This window comes from Streptomyces albiaxialis (assembly GCF_039530985.1).
Lineage (GTDB): Bacteria > Actinomycetota > Actinomycetes > Streptomycetales > Streptomycetaceae > Streptomyces > Streptomyces albiaxialis.
Genome location: NZ_BAAAPE010000015.1, coordinates 232,549 through 247,016, shown reverse-complemented (window position 1 = coordinate 247,016; position 14,468 = coordinate 232,549). Strand labels below are relative to the sequence as shown.

The 14,468-nt window shown below is 72.1% G+C and carries 14 protein-coding genes; 3 read left to right on the top strand and 11 right to left on the bottom strand.

The genetic code is table 11. The features are described 5' to 3' along the window. Positions 1-16 precede the first annotated feature (16 nt). The gene (locus tag ABD343_RS30300; protein ID WP_344532706.1) at positions 17-772 is read left to right on the top strand and encodes an SDR family NAD(P)-dependent oxidoreductase; all 756 of its coding nucleotides are present in this window, start codon (positions 17-19) and stop codon (positions 770-772) included. Positions 773-837: 65 nt separating this feature from the next. Next, positions 838-1,107: a DUF1905 domain-containing protein gene (locus tag ABD343_RS30295; protein WP_344532704.1), complete on the top strand. Its 270-nt coding sequence runs from the start codon at positions 838-840 to the stop codon at positions 1,105-1,107. Between the two features lie 39 nt (positions 1,108-1,146). Here the strand turns inward: ABD343_RS30295 and ABD343_RS30290 are convergent, their stop codons facing one another. Next, positions 1,147-1,554 carry a VOC family protein gene (locus tag ABD343_RS30290; protein ID WP_344532703.1) on the bottom strand — a complete coding sequence of 136 codons (408 nt, stop codon included), beginning with the start codon at positions 1,552-1,554 and terminating at the stop codon, positions 1,147-1,149. Between the two features lie 93 nt (positions 1,555-1,647). On the opposite strand from ABD343_RS30290, the gene ABD343_RS30285 reads away from it, so the two are divergent. Beyond that, positions 1,648-2,622, top strand: coding sequence for a helix-turn-helix transcriptional regulator (locus tag ABD343_RS30285; RefSeq protein ID WP_344532701.1), 975 nt, complete (start codon positions 1,648-1,650; stop codon positions 2,620-2,622). Positions 2,623-2,729: 107 nt separating this feature from the next. On the opposite strand, the gene ABD343_RS30280 is transcribed toward ABD343_RS30285, so the two are convergent. The 10 genes from ABD343_RS30280 to ABD343_RS30235 form a co-directional block, all read right to left on the bottom strand. Further along, complete coding sequence (locus tag ABD343_RS30280) at positions 2,730-3,743, bottom strand: hydroxyacid dehydrogenase (RefSeq protein ID WP_344532699.1); 1,014 nt, start codon at positions 3,741-3,743, stop codon at positions 2,730-2,732. Continuing rightward, positions 3,727-4,758, bottom strand: coding sequence for a dihydrodipicolinate synthase family protein (locus tag ABD343_RS30275; RefSeq protein WP_344532697.1), 1,032 nt, complete (start codon positions 4,756-4,758; stop codon positions 3,727-3,729). Before ABD343_RS30275 ends, ABD343_RS30280 begins: the two co-directional genes overlap by 17 nt. Before the next feature lie 8 nt (positions 4,759-4,766). Then, a complete protein-coding gene (locus tag ABD343_RS30270) occupies positions 4,767-5,807 on the bottom strand; it encodes an NAD-dependent epimerase/dehydratase family protein (protein ID WP_344532696.1) in 1,041 nt (346 codons plus the stop codon). Next, positions 5,804-6,736, bottom strand: a complete 933-nt coding sequence (locus ABD343_RS30265; protein WP_425578321.1) for a carbohydrate ABC transporter permease — start codon at positions 6,734-6,736, stop codon at positions 5,804-5,806. The genes ABD343_RS30270 and ABD343_RS30265 overlap by 4 nt, the downstream gene beginning before the upstream one ends. A 25-nt stretch (positions 6,737-6,761) precedes the next feature. Then, the gene (locus ABD343_RS30260; protein WP_344532694.1) at positions 6,762-7,670 is read right to left on the bottom strand and encodes a carbohydrate ABC transporter permease; all 909 of its coding nucleotides are present in this window, start codon (positions 7,668-7,670) and stop codon (positions 6,762-6,764) included. A 21-nt stretch (positions 7,671-7,691) separates the two neighbouring features. Next, positions 7,692-8,939 carry an ABC transporter substrate-binding protein gene (locus ABD343_RS30255; RefSeq protein ID WP_344532692.1) on the bottom strand — a complete coding sequence of 416 codons (1,248 nt, stop codon included), beginning with the start codon at positions 8,937-8,939 and terminating at the stop codon, positions 7,692-7,694. Between the two features lie 38 nt (positions 8,940-8,977). After that, entirely contained in the window at positions 8,978-10,237 is a 1,260-nt protein-coding gene (locus ABD343_RS30250; protein WP_344532690.1) for a Gfo/Idh/MocA family protein, read from the bottom strand. 85 nt (positions 10,238-10,322) lie between these two features. Then, positions 10,323-12,470: a peptidase C14 gene (locus ABD343_RS30245; RefSeq protein ID WP_344532688.1), complete on the bottom strand. Its 2,148-nt coding sequence runs from the start codon at positions 12,468-12,470 to the stop codon at positions 10,323-10,325. A gap of 511 nt (positions 12,471-12,981) precedes the next feature. Beyond that, positions 12,982-13,476 (bottom strand): GNAT family N-acetyltransferase, encoded by a 495-nt coding sequence (locus ABD343_RS30240; protein ID WP_344532686.1) that lies wholly within the window; start codon positions 13,474-13,476, stop codon positions 12,982-12,984. Next, positions 13,473-14,285: an IclR family transcriptional regulator gene (locus tag ABD343_RS30235; protein WP_344532684.1), complete on the bottom strand. Its 813-nt coding sequence runs from the start codon at positions 14,283-14,285 to the stop codon at positions 13,473-13,475. Before ABD343_RS30235 ends, ABD343_RS30240 begins: the two co-directional genes overlap by 4 nt. Between the last annotated feature and the right edge of the window lie 183 nt (positions 14,286-14,468).

Below are 14,468 nucleotides of genomic sequence, written 5' to 3'. Positions count from 1 at the left end.
CGGAAGGACGTACGCCATGGAGTTCCAGGAGTTCCGGGAGAAGACGGCGCTGGTGACCGGCGCGGCCTCCGGCATCGGGCTGGCCGTCGCACGCCGCCTGGCCGACGAGGGCGCGACCGTCGTCGTCGCCGACTACGACGAGGACGGCGCCCAGCTCGCCGCGGGCGAGCTGGAGACCGCGGGGGCGCGTACGGCCGCCGTCGCCATGGACGTGACGAACCCGGCCTCGGTGGAGGCCGGGGTGAAGTTCGCCGTCGACACGTACGGCGGGCTCGACCTCGCGGTGAACAACGCGGGGATCAGCGGGCCCTCGGCGCCCACGGGCGAGTACGAACTCTCCGCGTGGAACCGGGTGATCGCCACCAACCTCACCGGCGTCTTCCACTGCCTGCGCTACGAGCTGCCGGTGATGGCCGCCGCCGGGCGCGGCGCGATCGTCAACATGTCCTCGATCCTGGGCACCAACGGCTTCGCGGGCTCGCCCGCGTACGTCGCCGCGAAGCACGGCCTGGTGGGGCTGACGAAGACGACGGCGCTGGAGTACGCCGACAAGGGCGTACGGATCAACGCCGTCGGCCCCGGCTTCATCGACACGCCGCTGCTGCGCGAGACCGACAACCCGATGCGCGAGCGGCTCGTCTCCCTCCACCCCCAGGGCCGCCTGGGCACCGCGGACGAGGTCGCCGGGCTGACCCTCTTCCTCCTCTCCGACAGCGCCGCCTTCGTCCAGGGCAGCTACCACCTGGTGGACGGCGGATATTCGGCCCAGTGACGATGAGTTCCGCCGCCGCCCCCGGTCCAAGTGGGGGACCACGAAGAATCCGAGGAGGCGGCATCATGCTGGACAAGGAATTCACCGCGACCCTGCGCAAGAGCCCGGGCAAGGGCGGCTGGACCTACGTCGTGTGGCCCGAGTCGGCCGAGTTCTTCGGGACCCGCGGCCTGGTGAAGGTGCGGGGCACGATCGACGGCCACCCCTTCCGCAGCTCGTTCATGGCCCTGGGCGACGGCACGCACAAGCTGCCGGTCAAGGCGGACGTACGGAAGGCGATCGGCAAGGACGAGGGCGACACCGTGACGGTCCGCCTGGAGGAACGGGTGGGCTGACCGTCACGCGGAGGCGGGCGCGAGCGCGTCCCCCGGCGGTCAGCCGCGCGTGCCGGCGAACTTCTCGACGGCCGCCGGGGTGACGGGGGTGAAGAAGTTCACGAGGTTGCCGTCGGGGTCGCGGAACAGCAGCGACCGGTTGCCCCAGGGCATCGTGGTGGGCTCGTTGACGAAGTCGGTGACGAAATCGGTCAGGTTCCGGTGGACGCGGTCCACGTCGTCGACGAGGAACTCGGTGATCACGCTGCGGTTCTCCGCCGGGCGGGCGGAGTCCGGGGCGAACACCGCGACGGTGCCGGTCCCGGCGATCGCGAGGGTGGCGCCCGGGGTCCTGATCTCGGCGAACTCGTCGGTGGCCCACACCGCCGACGCCCCGGTGGCGCGCTCGTAGAACGCGACGAGGCGTGCCACGTCGCCGGTGATGATGCGGATCGAGACGAACTGCATGGGAATCTCCTTGGCTGTTCTGGAGGCGTGCACGTCGCAGCGTAGGAGAAATAGGGGACAGAATCGGTCCTCTATTCGCGTTAGGCTGCGGGCATGCCCCGACCCACCGCCCGCGTGCTGACGCTCCTGGAGCTGCTGCAGTCCGGCGGCACCCGCACCGTGGCCGAACTGGCCGACCGGCTCGGCGTCGAAGGCCGCACCGTGCGGCGCTACGTGGACCAGCTCCTCGACCTGGACGTGCCGGTGGAGTCGGTGCGCGGCCGCTACGGCGGGTATCGGCTCGCTCCCGGCCACCGGCTCCCTCCGCTCATGCTCAGCGACGACGAGGCGCTGGCCGTGCTGCTCGGGCTGGTCGCGGGCCGCCGGTCGGGCCTGGCGACGGCGCGGCACACGGCGAGCGAGACGGCGACGGCGAAGATCCGGCGGGTGCTCCCCCGGCACGTCGCCCGCCGCCTCGACGCGCTCCTGGAGTCCCTCGCCTTCACGGAACACCCCGGAGAGTCCGACACCCCGGACGCCGGGGTCCTGCTCACCCTCGCCGACGCGGTGCGCCACCGCCGCCCGGTCTCGCTCCGCTACACCGACCGCGACGGGCGGCGCAGCGAACGCACACTCCACGCGTACGGGATCGTCGCCCACGCGGGCCGGTGGTACGTCACGGGCGAGGACGCCGGGATCGGCGAGGACCGGACCCTCCGGCTCGACCGCATCGCGGACGCGCGGGCCCTGCCCGGCTCGTTCGAGGCGCCCGAGGGCCCCGATCCGGCACAGCGCGTGCTGTCGGGCTTCGCCACCGCCGAGTACCGGCACGAGGTGACCCTGCGGATCCACGGGACGCCCGCACAGATCCGCGCCCGCCTCCCGGCGAGCGTCGCGAGCCTGGAGGCGGACGAGGACGATACGACCGAGCGCTGGCTCCGCGTCGAACTGCGGGCCGAACGGCTCGACTGGCTCCCCCCGCTGCTCGCCGCGCTCGACCGCCCCTTCGCCATCGAACGCCCCGACGAACTCCGCACCCTGGTCACCGCCCTGGCCACCCGCCTCACCACCTCCGCCCACCGAACCTGATACGCCCCGCCAGGGGCGCGGGGAACTGCGCGACCGAGCACGACGCACCCGCAGCCCGCGACGCACCGCAAGAGGCACCCCCTCCCCGGCGGAAACCACCGGCACGGCTAGTGAAGGCGTGCCAGGGCCTCCGGGCCGACCGGATGGAGCGGCGGCTCGCCGCGCAGGGCACGCAGGACCTCGGTCACCGCGAACGCGCCCAGGCGGAGGCGGCACTCCACCGTGCCCGCCGCCTGGTGCGGGGTCAGCAGAACATTCGGCAGGGTACGGAAGGGGTGCCCCACCGGCAGCGGCTCGGCGTCGAAGACGTCGATCGCGGCGTCCAGGCGCCCCGAAGCCAGCTCGGCGGCCAGGGCGTCCTCGTCCACGAGCCAGGAGCGGGCCGTGTTCACGAGGCCCGCTCCGTCCGGCATCAGGGCGAGTTGCGGGGCACCGATGAGGTGCCGGGTCTCGGCGGTCGCGGGGGCGTGGACGGCCACGACACGGCTGGCGGCGAGGAGTTCGGGCAGGGGCACCGCCCGTACGCCCAGGGCGCGGGCCTCCTCGGCGCCGAGGTACGGATCGGTGACCGCGACCTCCGCGCCGAGCGCCCGTACGAGCGAGGCGTAGGCACGGCCCGTACGGGAGGCGCCGATGACGCCGATGCGGCTGCCGCGGATCTCGTGGCGGGGCGGCGCCGCGCTCGCGGTCTCCCAGTCGGCGCCGGTGCGCAGCGCGTGGTCGAAGCGGTGGACGCGGTGCAGCAGCGCGAGGGTGAAGGCGAGAGCGACCTCCGCGACGGGCCCCGCCATGGCGTCCCCGGCCTGGGTGACGGCGATGCCGCGCCGGAAGACGTCCTCGCCGACGTACGGCGCGACGGCCGAGCCGGTGTGGGCGACCAGCTCCAAGGCATCGGCGGCGTCGAGGATTTCGCCCTCCAGCCGGGGCGTGCCCCAGGAGGTGATGAGCGCGCGGGCGCCGGGGAGCGCCCGCGCGAGCGCGCCCCGGTCGGTGTGCGCGTCGAGGACGGTGAGGTCGGCCCCGGAGGCGAGCCGCGCCCACTCCTCCGGCGCGAAGAACTGGGCGCGGAGGTCCGGCGGGACCGCGACCACGACGCGCGGAAGGTCAGCGGAGCCAGTCATCGGCGTGCTCCGCGACGAAGGCGTCGTCCGTCAGCCACGGGTAGTCCGCGGCGACCCGGGTGATCTCCTCCGCCTGCCCGGGGGACAGGGTCTCGGCGGGATCCAGGCACCAGATCCCCTCCAGCAGCCCCTGGCGGCGCAGCACCTCGTGGACTCCCGCGATGCAGCCCCGGAAGCCGCCGAGGACGTCGAAGACGGCGCTGTTGAGGTCGGTCAGCTCCGGGCCGCGCGCGAGGCAGCGGACCATGGCGGCGTGGTCGCCCGCACGGGCGCTCCGCACGTCCTCCAGCAGCTCGACGGCCGCGCGCGTGCCGACCGCCCACTGACCGAGGAGCCCGCCCGCGAACCAGCGGCGGTCGTCGACCGGGCCGTACGGGGTGAGCAGGTCGCCGACGATGTTGTCGTCGTTGCCGGTGTAGAGCGCGACCTCGTCGGCGCGGTCGGCGGCGGCGACGGCGCGGAGGACGTCGGCCGTGCGGTAGCGGTCGAAGGGCGCGATCTTGATCGCGGCCGTGGACGGCAGATCCGCGAACGCCGTCCAGAAGGCGGGCGAGAGGTAGCGCCCGCCCACTGCCTCCTGGAGGTAGAAGCCGATGACGGGGAGCACCTCACCGACCGCGCGGGCCCGTTCGAGGAGCCCCTTCTCGTCGGCGCCGGGCACGGCGGGGCTGAGGAGGACGGCGTCGTAGCCGAGGGAGGCGGCGAGTTCGGCCTCGGCGACGGCCTGCTGGACGTAGCCGCACGCGCCCGCGATCCGTACGACGGGGCGGTCGGCCTCCTTCTCGACGGTCTCGGAGGCGAGTTCGAGGACGGGCCGCAGCAGCCCGACGTTCGGCTCGCGGATCTCGAACTGGGTGGTGTGGACGCCGACGGCGAGCCCGCCCGCGCCGGAGGCGAGGTAGTAGCGGGTCAGCGCGCGCTGGCGGCGCTCGTCCAGGGTCCGTTCGGCGGTCAGGGCGAGGGGGTGGGCGGGGACGACGGTGCCGTGGGACAGCGTGTCGAGGGGGGTGTGCATGGAGGGGCTCAGAACCTTCCGTCGCGGACCTGGAACTTGGTGGGCTTGCCGGAGAGCGGCAGTCCGCGCCGCAGCCAGTCGGCCTGCCAGGCGACGAGCGTGCGCAGCGGGACGTCCGGATAGCCGAAGAGGGCATGGCAGCGGCCCGCGTCGGAGAGCAGCGCGGTCGGCGCCTCCTCCCCCACGGTCGTCGCCTCGGTGCCGAACTCCTCGCCGAACCACGCCGCGAGGCGCCGTACGGACGCGGTCTCGGGCCCGGTGAGATTGAGCGTGAACACGTGCTCGCCGCTCGTGGCGTGCAGGAGGGAGCGCAGCGCGACCTCGTTGGCGTAGCCCTGCCAGACGACATTGGCGTGTCCGGTCGTCACGTCGACGGGCTCGCCCGCCTGGACGCGGGCGGCGATGTCGGCGAGGACGCCGTAGCGCAGGTCGACGGCGTAGTTGAGGCGGATGTTCGCGACGCGGGTGCCCCGGGTGAGAGCGGCGTGCGCGAAGATCCGTTCGCGGCCGAGGCACGACATCGCGTACTCGCCGACCGGTCCCACCGGGTCGTCCTCGGCGCAGCCGCCGGAGGCGACGGGGACGAGGGGGTAGACGTTGCCGGTGGAGAACGCGGCGATACGGGCGTCGGACCAGCGGTCGGCGACGCGCGCGGGCATCGCGGCGTTGACGGCCCAGGCCTGCGAGGGCGCCCCGGCGGAGCCGAACTTGGCGCCGACCATGAAGACCACGTTGCCCGCGTCGGGCAGCGCCCCGAAGTCGGCCCCGGGGTCCATCAGGTCGAACGGAACGGTGCGTACGCCCGCGCCCTCCAGCGCCCGTGCTGCGGCCGGGTCGGACCAGCGGGAGACGGCCCGTACGGCGACATCCGTACGACCGGCGGCGTCCAGCGCGCGGCGGGCGAGGCGGCACAGGCTGGGGCCCATCTTGCCGCCGGCGCCGAGCACGAGCAGGTCGCCGTCGAGCCGGGACAGGTCCTCGGCGAGCGCGGGCGAGGGGGTGGCGAGGCGCTCTTCGAGGGCGCTCTCATCGTGGAACACGTGGTTCATCCCTTGATTCCGGACGCGGTGACGCCCTCGGTGAAGTAGCGCTGGCCCACCAGATAGGCGGCGAAGATGGGCACGAACGCGATGACGGAGCCGGACAGCACGACGTTCAGCGGCACGTTCTGCTGCTGGAGCGAAGCAATGCCGACGGTGAGCGTGCGCATGTCGGTGGACTGGCCGACGACGAGCGGCCACAGGAAGTCGTTCCAGTGCCACAGGAAGACGAAGACGCCGAGCGTGGCGAGGATCGGCTTCAGCAGCGGCAGCACGATCCGCGCGAAGATCTGCCACTCGCTGCACCCGTCGAGCCGCGCCGCCTCGAACAGCTCGTCGGGCAGGCCCATGATGAACTGCCGCATCAGGAACACGGCCTGGGCGTTGGCGAGCGTCGGCACGATCAGGCCCCAGTAGGTGTCGATGCCGCCGAGCTTCGCGATCATCGCGAACGTCGGGATCATCGTCACGTGGTACGGGACCATCACCATCGACAGGAACGACCAGAACATCGCGTTCCGTCCCGGGAACCGCTTCTTCGCGAACGCGTATCCGGCGAGCGAGGAGAGCAGCAGCACGCCCACGACGGAGACGACCGAGTACAGCACGGTGTTGAGCAGCCAGCGCGGCACGTCCTGCGTGTTGAGCATCGAGTCGTACGCCTCGCCGGTCAGCGGCCAGGGCACCAGGCTGCCGGGGAACTCGACGGCCGCGGACGGCTTCAGGGAGAGCACGACCATCGCGTAGAACGGGAAGATCGTCGCGAGCGCGGCGAGGGTCAGCAGCACGATCCGTACGGCCTTGCCCGCCGGTGTCCCGCGCAGCCCGGCCGGGACGACGTCGCGTTCGGCGTCCCGCCTGCGGCGGCGATCGCGGCGGCGCCCGGCCCTCGGGGAATCCTTCTTCGGGAACGGCTCCGGGGCGCGCGGCCGTTCCACCGTGGGTGCGTTCGTGGTCACTGCGTCACTGGTCCTTCCCGATCACGAGCCGCTGGACCACGGCGACCACGAGGGTCAGCGCGAACAGCGCCACGCCGATCGCGGCGGCGTAGCCCAGCTCGAAGTACTTGAAGCCCGCGTCGTAGAGCTGGAAGACGAGCGTGTAGCTGGCGTTGGCGGGGCCGCCGCCCGTCATGGTGTAGACGGCGTCGAAGACCTGGAACGAGGCCGTCGTCTCGATCACCGCGAGGAAGAACACGGCGGGCTTGAGCTGCGGCAGCACGATGTGCCGGAACCGCTGCCAGGGGCCCGCCCCGTCGGTGACGGCAGCCTCCTCCAGCTCGCGCGGGATGTCCTGCATGCGGGCGAGCAGGATCAGCATCCCGTAGCCGAAGCGGGACCAGATCCCGACGACGGCGAGCGCGGGCAGGACGAGGAAGTCGTCGGTCAGCCAGGAGTCCTCCGACATCCCGAACCAGCTCACCACCGTCGCCCATGGGCCACCGGTGGAGAAGATCCACACGAAGACGGTGGCCGCGAGGACGAGCGAGGTGACGACCGGCAGGAAGAAGACGGACCGGAAGAGCTTCGAGCCCCGGAAGGCGCGGCGCGTCAGCAGCGCCAGCCCCGTCGAGAGCACGAGGGTGCCGGGCACGGCGATCACGACGTAGACCGCGGTGACCTTCAGGGCCTGCCAGAAGACGGGGTCGTCCCACAGCCGGGTGAAGTTGTCCAGCCCGGTGAAGCGCCCGCCGCCGGTGAGCGTGTAGTCGGTGAAGCTCATCAGGACACCGGCGATGCCGGGGCCGAAGCGGAACGCCACGAAGAGCAGGAAGCAGGGCAGGACGAAGAGGAGCCCTGCTCTGGCCTCACGCCTCGTCAGAGGCCCACCTTTGCGCCTCCGGCGCGGTGGGTCCCCCACAGTGGTGGTCACGGGGTCTCTCCTTCGTGCGCGTCAGCGGCGGGCGAGCTGGGCCTCGGCTGCCTTGGCCGCGTCGTCCAGGGCCTTCTTCGGGGACTTCTTGCCGAGGAGGGCGTGCTGGATCTCGGGGGCGAGGACGCCCATCGCCTCGCGGGCCTTGTCCTTGACGGGACCGGCGTTCATCTTCGGAAGGGTGTCGCCCACGGCGGACTGGACCTCGTCGTCGCCGTACAGCTCCTTCGCGGACTTGCGGGCGGGGAAGTTCGAGGACTGCTTCTCCAGGCCCGCGGCGTTCTCCGGCTCGGCGACGAAGTTGATCCAGTCGCCCGCGGCCTCGGTGTTGGCGCCCTTGAGCATGGAGAGCGCGCCGACCGTGCCGTAGCCGATGGACTTCGCGTCCTTCAGCGGCGGCCGTACGACGGTGTTCTTCTTGCCCCAGAACGGCTCGACGTCTGCCGGGGTGTTCTGCCAGGTGCAGGCGACCTTGCCCTTGGCGACGGGCGTCTGCTCCAGCTTCGGCGTGGTGGTGACGAGGTCCTTGTCGGTCATCCCGCCGTCGACCAGCTTCTTGAGGTACGTCAGCGCGCGGACGCCCTCCTTGCCGTTGAAGGCGACCTTCTTGCCGTCCTTGGAGAAGACGTCGCCGCCCGCCTGCCAGAGCAGCGGGTAGAAGGTGAGGTTCAGGGTCTGCTGGGTGTCGCCGCTGTAGCTGGTGGCGTAGTAGCCCTTCTTCTTCAGCTTCGGGCCGAGCTTCTCCAGGTCCTCCCAGGTCGAGGGGTACTCCTTCTCGCCGATCTTCTCGAAGACGCGCTTGTCGCAGATCAGCGGGTTGGCGCTGGTCAGCACGGGGGTGCCGAGCAGCTTGCCGTCCTGGGCCGTCACCGACTTCAGGGCGAAGCCGGTGTAGTCGGCGCGTGCCTTCTCCGGCATGTAGTCGTCGGCGGGGACGATGTTCCGCGCGTACTTGGGCAGTTGGTCGGGGACGAGGTAGACCACGTCGGGGCCCTTGCCGGAGCCGATGGCGGTGGCCAGCGAGGTGTCGCGGTTGGCCCAGGGGAAGGTCTCGACCTTGACCTCGATGCCCTTGTGCTTCTTCTCGAACTTCTTGACGAGACCGTCCCAGTACTCCTTGTTCTTGGCCTCGTCGAAGATCACGGGGTACGTCCACATGGTGACGGTGTTGCCGCCGCCCCCGCTGCCGCTTCCGCCGCAGCCGGCGAGCGCGGTCGCGGCGAGGGCCGTGGCGAGGACGGGCAGGGCCACGTTTCTCAGTCTGGGCATGGTGTTCTCCGGGGTGTGGTGGGAGGGGAAGTCGGGGGTCAGCTCACGGGGACGGGCTGGACGGTGCGGGTGTGCCGGGCGCGCTCGGCGGCGAACGCGGCGAGGTGGCTGCCGAGCGAGGCGGCGGTCCCGGAGCGCACGGCCCCGGGGTCGCCCTCGGCGACGGCGCGGACGAAGGCCTCGACGAGCGCGGTGTCGCCGCCCCCGTGCCCGTCGGCCGCGTTGGAGCCGCTGGCGCCGAGGTCGTGGACGCTCTCCTCGCCGGTGCGGAAGTCCTGGACGGTGACGCGCTCGCCGTCGCCGCGCAGCCAGCCGTGGGAGCCGAAGATCCGGGTCTGGCGGTGCGTCTGCGCGGTGAACGCGACCATCTGGAACGTGGCGGTGATCCCGCCCGCGAGCCGCATGGCGAGCACCTGGTGGTCGACCACGTCGTTGTCGGAGCGGTACGCGCAGCGCCCGTAAGGACCCTCGCGCAGCGCGGTCAGCAGCCCGGCCTCGTCGGTGGCCTCGGTGACATGGGTGACGGGCCAGACGGCGCCCTGCTCGCGCAGGATGGGGAGGTAGAGCTTGAGCGCGCTGTACGGGCACTCGCGTTCGACGGCGCAGTCGAGGCAGCGCTCGGCGGAGCCCTCGGGCGCGTTCTCGGGGCGGAAATGCGCGAGGCCGCCGAAGCTGGAGACCTCCTCGACGCGGGCGCCCATCACGTACGCGAGCCAGTCCAGGTCGTGGCAGGACTTGGCGAGCAGCATCGGCGAGGAGTCCCGCTCGCTGCGCCAGGGGCCGCGCACGTAGCTGTGCGCGAAGTGCCACCAGCCCACGGGCTCCAGGTGGTCGACGGAGACGAGCTGGCCGAGGACGCCCGAGTCCACGACGCGCTTCACCAGGTCGGTGTACGGCGTGTACCGCATGACGTGGCAGACGGCGAAGAGCACGCCCGCCTGCTCGACGGCCCGGACGAGCGCGCGGGTCTCCTCCTCGGTCGGGGCCAGGGGCTTCTCCGCGAGGATCGCGTACCCGGCCCCGGCCAGGGCCCGTACGGGCTCCAGATGGTCCCGGTCCTGCGTCGCGACGATCACGGCGTCGGCCCTCCGCTCCCCCGCGACGAGATCACGCCAGTCCTCGTACTCGACGGCGGCGCCGGACGCGGCACGGGCGGCGGGGCGCGGATCGGCGACGGCGACGAGTTCGGCGCGCTCGGGGTGGGCCTTGATCCATTCGGCGTAGGTGAGGCCGCGGTTGCCCGCGCCGACGAGCGCGACGCGCACGGGGCGGCCGGTCACCTTCGGGTGTGAGGACACGGGGAATCTCTTTCAGGAGGCGTGCGGAGGCGTGCGGAGGCTGCGGAGAGGGGGGAGGGCTGCGGGCGGAGGGCCGCGGGCCGGTCTAGAAGCGGACGTTGCCGCTCTTGTGGGCGACGCGTTCGCCCTCGTCGGGCATCGCGGCGCGCTCGGTGCCGTCCTCGACGCACCCGGTGTGCAGGAGGTACGAGCCGTCGCCGCCGAACGCGGCGGGCCGCAGGTCGAGCCGGCCGCCGTGGAAGGCGGTGCCGGTGGCGCGGTAGCGGTTGGGGCCCTCGGCGAGGGACAGATGCGCGGTCTTTCCGCCGGTGGTGGAGTCGGCGCCGTCGAGGTGCCAGGTGACGGTGCGCGCGTCGGCGGTACGGGAGAGCAGCGCTCCGGCGGCGTTGGTGCCGGTCAGTCGCGTGCCGGTGAGGCGGACGCGCTGGTCCTTGGCGCCGGTCAGCTTGAGACCCGTGTCGCGGAGCGCGCCGCCGTCGAGGGCGACGTCGGGGTGGGCGACGGTGACGGGGTCCGCGTCCGCCGCCCCGTTCAGGGAGCACCGCTCCAGGACGAGAGCGCCGGTCCCCTTGAACGCGGTGCCGTCGAGCCCGTCCAGTGTGGTCCGGAGGAGGGTGACATCGGCGCGGACGTCGTCCTTGGTGACCTCGGCGCCCTTCGCGTACGTGAAGGCGGAGTCGGCGACGACGTTGGGCCGCTCCGAGAGCGCCGACGCCTGCGAGAGGATCAGCGGACCGCTGGCGGTGCAGCCGCGTATCTGGAGCCCGTCGGCGTTGGCCCAGAGCATCCCGGAGTCCTTCAGCGACTTCTTGCCGACGACCGTGACGTCCTCCAGCGTCAGCTCGGTGACCTTCACCCGTGCGACGAACCACGAGCAGGAGTGCCGCCGCACGGTGATCCGCTTGGCCGCCCCGCCCCACGCGGGGCCGGAGTTGGCGAAGGTCATCAGCCCGGAGTTGCCGGTGTAGACGAGGTCGTGCTCGAACTGGCCGTGGGTGACGAAGGGCCCCTGGTCGTCGCCGTCGCCGTGGCAGTTCGTCACGTACGACCAGGCGGAGGCGGTGAAGTCGTTGAGGTGGCGGGCGTTGGAGGTGTGGCAGTCCTCGACGTGCCCGTAGAGGCAGTAGATCTGCTGCGTGAGATAGCCCGCGCCGCCGTACGTCACGGACTTCGGGTTGGCGAGCGAGCAGCGGTCGGTGCGGTAGTGGGTGCACCAGCGGCGCATCACCACGGGCCAGAACGTGCCGGTGGCCTCGATGCCGCTGACGTCGCAGCGCACGGCGTACTCGTAGGCGACGGGGTGCGAGCCCGTGTACTGGTCGTCGCCCGCGCCCTCGAACACCATGTTCCGTACGTGCGCCCGCTCGACGGGCTTCACCCGCGTCCAGGTCAGAGTGCGGCCCTCGGCCAGCTCCCAGCCGGTCTTGTAGTTGATCCGCACGTGGGAGCCGTCGGGGACATCCGTGATCTGGACGAGCCGCTGGATCTCCTTCTCGTACTTGCCGCCGCCCCGCGCGTCCGACTCCAGGGCCCACCACTGGCCCGCGGCGAAGCCGCCCGAGTCGCCGACCTCGATCAGGTCGGACAGGTCGGGGAGTCGGGCGCCGAGCGTGTGCTTGTGCGTGGTGTCGGTGCGGGTGCCCTCGAAGAAGAGGACGGCGCCGAAGGGGTTGTCGTGGCTGTTCTTCTCGATGCCGTCCGTGCGTACGCGGTGGCCGCCGAAGTCCAGCTCGATCCGGGAGCGGTGGGTGCGGTGCCGTTTGCGGAAGAGCAGGTCGTTGCGGGCCTGCACCCGGTGCACGTCCTCGTCGGCGAGCAGCGCGTCCAGCGCGTCGTCGGCGGGGTCCTCCGCGTCGAGGTGCCCGAACGTACGGAAGTCGACGGTGCCGTCGTGGAGCTGGAGCCAGCGGCCCTTGCCCTTCCCTTTCGCGGGCGCGATCACGGTGCCGCCGTTGTGCGGCTTGCCGCTGCCCGCGTCCCACCGCAGCGCCATACCGCCCCCGTCGCCGGGGGTGCGGTACCCGGCGACGAGCGCGACCGCGCCGTCGTCCAGGGACTTCGGGTCGAGGGCGCGCAGGGCGCGCACGGTGTCGACGTGCCGTATGTCTTTGCTTCTGGGCGCGGCGTGTGCGGGGGCGGCTGTCGCCGCCGTACCGGCCAGCACGAGGCCGGCCAGCCCGGAGGCGCGGAGCACGCGTCTGCGGGCAGGATCTTGCTGTTGCGGAACGCTCATGACGGACTTCGCCTTCCAGGAAGTGCCGGTGATCGGGGAGCGTTCCCGCGACGTCGCCATAAGGGCGGATGGCTGAAATGAACCGGGCGAGGCCGATGGGCAGGGCCGTTCGCGGACCGGATTGGCTGGAACCTACGCTCGCCCCCCGAAAAGGTCAAGGGTCCCCCCTCCTCCTCCCGCCCCCTGACGGGGCGAATCCCGCTTCCCCCTCCCGCGAACTCGGGAGGCTTGCGCGCGCGCAAGAGCCGGGTTCGGGGTGCCCCGGGCTGTGCTTCGCAGGCTGCGGCTGCGCCGTGGCTGGGCGCGCAGTTCCCCGCGCCCCTGAGGGGCAAGCCCCGACGTGTCGTGACCGGGCGCGCCCACGCGGCGGAGCCGCAAAACAAACACAGCCCCGCGCCCCTTAACGGGCAAGCCCCGAGGTGTCGTGACCGGTCGCGCCCGCGCGGCGGAGCCGCACATCAAACACAGCCCCGCGCCCCTGGAGGGGCAAGCCCAGAAGCCGTGGAGCCGGTCACGTCTCCGCGAGGTCGCGGCGCCAGTCGTGGGAGATGATCGGGTGGCCCGGCGGGTACTCGAAGTCGACCGTGCCCAGAAGTTCGAAGCCCGCCTTCCGGCAGACCGCGTTCGACGCGACATGCTCCGGCTTCGGGAACGCGTGCAGATACCGGTGCCGCCCCTCGCCCCGCGCCCGCGAGGCGACGGCGCGCGCGGCCCGTACGGCCACGCCGAGGCCTTGGCACTCGGGCAGCACCGCCCAGCCCGTCTCCCAGACGAGGCCGCCGCGCCAGGCCCGCTCCCAGTAGCCGATGAGACCGGCCACCGTGCCGTCCAACTCGACGCGGAACATCTGCCCCTGACCTCGGGGGTCGAGATACCGCCGGTGCCTGGCGAGGAGCTTCTCCTCGGGTTCGGGGCCGCCGAGATACGCCGTCATCTCCGGCTCGTTGGACCTCCGCAGCAGCCAGAGATCGTCCTCGCTCCAGGGTTCGAGCCGCAGCCCGTTCACTCCCGCTCCTCCCCGATCCAGCCCAGCTCGTGGCTTATGCGGGCCGCCGCGTCGCGGACCTGGCCCCCCAGCTCCTGGTAGCGCCACGCCGGAAGCCCCAGCTTCAGCCCCGTGATGCTGATCGCGCCGACGCAGGTGCCCGCGTCGTCCCGTACGGGCGCGCCGATGCAGAGGATGCCCTCGGCGTCCTCCTCGTCGTCGAGGGCGAAGCCGACGCGTTCGATGTCGCGCAGGTGGGCGAGGAACGTGGCGGCGTCGGTGATCGTACGGGCGGTGCGGCGCGGCAGGCCGTGGCGCTCGATGACGGCTGCGGCCTCCCGCACGGGGACGGCGGAGAGCAGCGCCTTGCCGAGGCCGGTGCAGTGCGGCAGCTCCCGCTCGCCCATGCGCAGGTCGAGCCGGACGCGCTGGTCGACCTCGACCTGGTCGACGACGACGGCGTGCCCGTCCTGGGGGACGGCGAGGCGCGAGGCCATGCCGGTCTCGGAGGTCAGCCGGCCGAGGACGGGGCGGGCGACGCCGCGCAGGGAGACCTGGGAGCGGGCGCGGTCGCCGAGCCGGGCGAGGCCCATGCCGAGCCGGTAGCGGCGGCTCATGCCCTCGCCGTCGTCGGAGACGAACCCGTAGGCCCGCAGCGTCTGGAGCATGCCGAAGGCGGCGCTCTTGGAGATGCCGCAGCGGTGCGCGACCTCCGTGACGCTCAGTCCGTCCCCGGGCGCGGGGTCCGCGAGGGCCTCCAGGATGTCGGCCGCTCGGGCCACGCTCCGCACCCAGTATTTCGACGTCTCAGGAACAGCACTGTTCGTCATAGCAGAACAGTTTAGCCACATCCTCGCGAGCGGACTCCAACTCGGGGCTTGACCGCCTCACTTCGCGCTCTTAATATCCAAGATCTGTTCTGTTATACAGAACGCTGTTTGGAAAACGCGAAGCATCAAGCGAAGCACCGCCACGCAACACCTTCCTGCGACGAACGCCGGGCGGATGGCGCC